Source organism: Streptomyces sp. NPDC060209 (assembly GCF_042728155.1).
Classification (GTDB): domain Bacteria; phylum Actinomycetota; class Actinomycetes; order Streptomycetales; family Streptomycetaceae; genus Streptomyces.
Map to the genome: position 1 here is coordinate 1 of NZ_JBHWZS010000494.1, position 3,658 is coordinate 3,658.

Genomic DNA, 3,658 nt, shown 5'->3' on the forward strand with positions numbered 1-3,658 from the left:
CCCTGGTGGTGTCATATCGAGTTGTGCGGCCCGGGACACATCGGCCGGACTCGGCGAGGAGCGGCGGTCCGCGGAGAGGAATGGCTGACTCCCCCGCGGGCCACGACGGTTCGCCGGCCGTCGGCCGATGTGTACCCGGTACCGGACCCGGTGTCGCTGGAACGACGGGCGGCGTCACACGCGCCGTTGCCCGCCCACTGATCTTCCGGGTCGGGATGACCGGAAACGCTGGCTATGCGAGTCCGGCCACCAAGTCTGCGAGGGACTTCCTGCGGCCCGTGTAGAACGGGACCTCTTCACGGACGTGCAGCCGTGCCTCGGAGGCCCGCAGGTGACGCATGAGGTCGACGATGCGGTACAGCTCGTCGGCCTCGAAGGCGAGGACCCACTCGTAGTCGCCCAGCGAGAAGGAGGCGACGGTGTTCGCGCGCACGTCGGGGTAGCCACGGGCCATCTTGCCGTGGTCCGAGAGCATGCGGCGGCGGTCCTCGTCGGGCAGCAGGTACCAGTCGTAGCTGCGCACGAAGGGGTACACGCTGATGTAGTCGCGCGGGGTCTCGTCGGCCAGGAAGGCCGGCACGTGCGACTTGTTGAACTCGGCGGGGCGGTGCAGCGCCATGTTCGACCAGACCGGCTCGAGCGCGCGGCCCAGCTTCGTACGCCGGAAGAGGTTGTAGGCCTCCTGGAGCTCGTCGGAGGTCTCCGCGTGCCACCAGATCATCAGATCGGCGTCGGCCCGGAGACCGGACACGTCGTAGGTGCCCCGGACCGTGATGTCCTTGGCCGCGAGCTGGTCGAACAGCTCCTGGACCTCGTCGGCGTAACCGACGCGGTCGAGCGGAAGGACGTCCTTCAGCCTGAAGACGGACCACAGGGTGTAGCGGATGACCTCGTTGAGGTCCTTGGCCTTCTTGCCTGCGTTCGGAAGCTTTTCTGGCGCACTCATACGGCTATTGTCCCGCCTCGCCACCGGTGCCCCGAACCCGGGTCGGCGTGTTGTCGATCTCCCCCGCGGTCGGTGCCGCCAGATCCTGGACGATCTCGTCCGCGGCACGGTGCGCACTCGCGACGCAGGCCGGGATCCCGACGCCGTCGTACACCGCTCCGCACACCCGCAGGCCGGGCAGCTTGGCGACCTCGTCGCGGATCCGGGCGACGCGGGTGAGATGGCCCACCGGGTACTGGGGCAGCCCGCCGATCCACCGGGTGACCTCGGTGTCCACGGGCCGGGCCGTCAGTCCGGCCGCGGAGGCGAGATCGCCCAGGGACGCGGCGACCAGCTCGGAGTCCTCGCGGTGCAGGTGCTCCTCCTCGCCGTAGCGGCCCACGGATGTACGCAGCACGAAGAGGTCGGGGGCCGCGTCGGCGACCCACTGCCACTTGTTGCTGGAGAAGGTGGCGGCCTTGATCGTGCGCCCGTCGACCGGCGGCACGAGGAACCCCGAACGTCCCTTCAGCGCCTCGGTGCCCGCGATGTCGGAACGCCGGAAGGCCATGGTGACCAGGGCCATCGAGGCGTACTCGACGGCGGCGAGCTCGACGGAGGCGGCCGGGCACTCGGCGGCGAGCAGGGTGGACGCGGACCAGGCCGGGGTGGCCAGGACGATGGCGTCGGCGGCGATCACCCGGCTGTCCGTGCGCACGTCCCAGCCCGCGCCGGTCCGGGTCAGACCGAGCACGGGGGTCTCCGTGAGGATCTCGGCGCCCCCCGCCCGCACGGCGTCGGCCACGGCGCCCGGCAGGGTGCCGATGCCCCCCTCGATGCCCTGGAAGACCGGTCCGGTCCGCTGCCGGGCGGCGGCCCTCTCCTGGATCCGGAGTACGCCGTCGAGGAGCGGACCGCCCTCCTTCACGGCCTCGAAGAGCTGGGGCACGGCCGCGCGCATCGAGATCCGGTAGGCGTCTCCCGCGTACACCCCGCCGAGCAGCGGCTCCACGAGCCGGTCGACCACCTCACGGCCGAGCCGGTCGGCGACGTACGAGCCGACCGCCACGTCGTCGCCGACGGCGGTCGGGGTGAGGTCGCGCTCCTCGGCGATCCTGGCCAGGCCCTCGGGCGAGAGCACGCCGCTGAGCGCCGCCGGGTCGCCCGGCACACCCATCACGTGGCCCTTGGGCATCGGGCGCAGGGCGTCACGGGTCCAGACCGACGCGGTGGCGGTGGCGGGCGGCTGGAGCCGGTCGCCGAGCCCGGCCGCGGTGGCGAGCTCGACCGCTTCGGGCCGGCGCGCGAGCATCGACTCGGCCCCGAGGTCGACCTGGGTGCCCGCGATCTCGCCGGTCATCAGCTTGCCGCCGAGCCGCTGGGTCGCCTCCAGGACGGTGACCCGGATGCCGGAGGCCAACAGCCGGTGGGCGGCGGCGAGTCCGGCGATGCCACCGCCGATGACGACGGCATGGCCCGTGCGTGTGGTGTCGCGCTGAAGAGGACGCTGCATGGGTCCACTCTCTCAAACCCTCCCCGAGTCCCGAACGTGACCACTTCGAAACCGCTGACGGGCAACCCGCGCACGGGTCCCGCACGTCGAACCTGCACCATCGACAACTGCCCTGGGGGGACGCTCATGCCATACGAACGACACACGGACAGTCACCCACCCACCCGGCCGGGCCGCCGCCCTCGCGCGCTGGCTGCCGCCGGACTGCTCGCGGTCCTCCTGGCCACCGGTGCGTGCGGCGCATCCGACAGCGGCGGACAGGGGCTGAACTCCGCGTCCGACGAGAAGGCGGCGGCGCCCCAGGCGGCCGGTGCCGGTGCGGATTCCGCCGCGAAGTCGGCCGACAAGGCCTCGTCGGCGCCGGATCCGGGCTCGACGGTCGCGGTCCACGTCATCCGGACGGCCACGCTCTACGTCGAGGTGAGGAGCGTGCCGAAGGCGGTCTCCGCGGCCCGCGGCGTCGCGGAGGACGCGGGCGGGCTCGTCGCCGAGGAGAACACGGAACGGGTCGACGACACCCACGACATGTCCCATCTCGTCCTGCGCGTGCCCCAGGACCGCTACGACGAGGTGCTGCGCAGCCTCGCCGGGGCCGGGAAGCTGGTGTCACGTACGTCGAACGCCAAGGACGTCACCGGTCAGGTCGTGGACGTCGAGAGCCGGATCGCCACCCAGCGGGCGAGCGTCGCGCGGGTCCGCGACCTGATGGACAAGGCCGAGAAGCTCACCGACGTGGTGACGCTGGAGGGTGAACTGAGCAGCCGGCAGGCCGCCTTGGAGTCGCTTCTCGCCCAGCAGGCCTCGCTGAAGGACCGCACCACGCTCGCGACCATCACGCTCGAACTCAGCGAACAGGACGAGAACGCCAAGGATCCCGAGGAGGAGGACACAGGCTTCCTGGACGCGCTGGGAGGCGGCTGGGACGCGTTCGTGACGATGTTGCGGTGGATCATGGTGGCGATCGGCGCCACGGCTCCGTTCCTGGCCGCCGCGGCCGTTCTGGTGCTCCTGTGGCGGCTGCTGCGCCGCCGCCGGTCACGGCGCCCTACGGCACCCCGGCAGGCCACGGAGACCTCTGAGGCCCCACCGGCCCCGTAGGCGCCGTAGCGTGGGCCCCTGACCCTGCATTCGGCGGCGAAGGGACCCGGCATGGCGACGCCTTCCAGCGATCCGGCCGGAACACATGGCTTCGAGGGACAAGGCCGCACGCCGTCGAGGAC

3 protein-coding genes are annotated in these 3,658 nt (G+C 71.8%); 1 reads left to right on the forward strand and 2 read right to left on the reverse strand.

Annotation, left to right across the window (positions count from 1 at the left end; translation table 11 throughout):
* Positions 1-232 precede the first annotated feature (232 nt).
* Both hemQ and hemG read right to left on the reverse strand, forming a co-directional pair.
* On the reverse strand, positions 233-946 hold the full coding sequence (hemQ, locus tag ACFWFI_RS41660) for a hydrogen peroxide-dependent heme synthase (RefSeq protein WP_387401007.1): 714 nt from the start codon (positions 944-946) through the stop codon (positions 233-235).
* 4 nt (positions 947-950) lie between these two features.
* The gene (gene hemG, locus ACFWFI_RS41665; RefSeq protein ID WP_387401009.1) at positions 951-2,438 is read right to left on the reverse strand and encodes a protoporphyrinogen oxidase; all 1,488 of its coding nucleotides are present in this window, start codon (positions 2,436-2,438) and stop codon (positions 951-953) included.
* 126 nt (positions 2,439-2,564) lie between these two features.
* On the opposite strand from hemG, the gene ACFWFI_RS41670 reads away from it, so the two are divergent.
* Positions 2,565-3,536 (forward strand): DUF4349 domain-containing protein, encoded by a 972-nt coding sequence (locus tag ACFWFI_RS41670; protein WP_387401011.1) that lies wholly within the window; start codon positions 2,565-2,567, stop codon positions 3,534-3,536.
* Positions 3,537-3,658 lie beyond the last annotated feature (122 nt).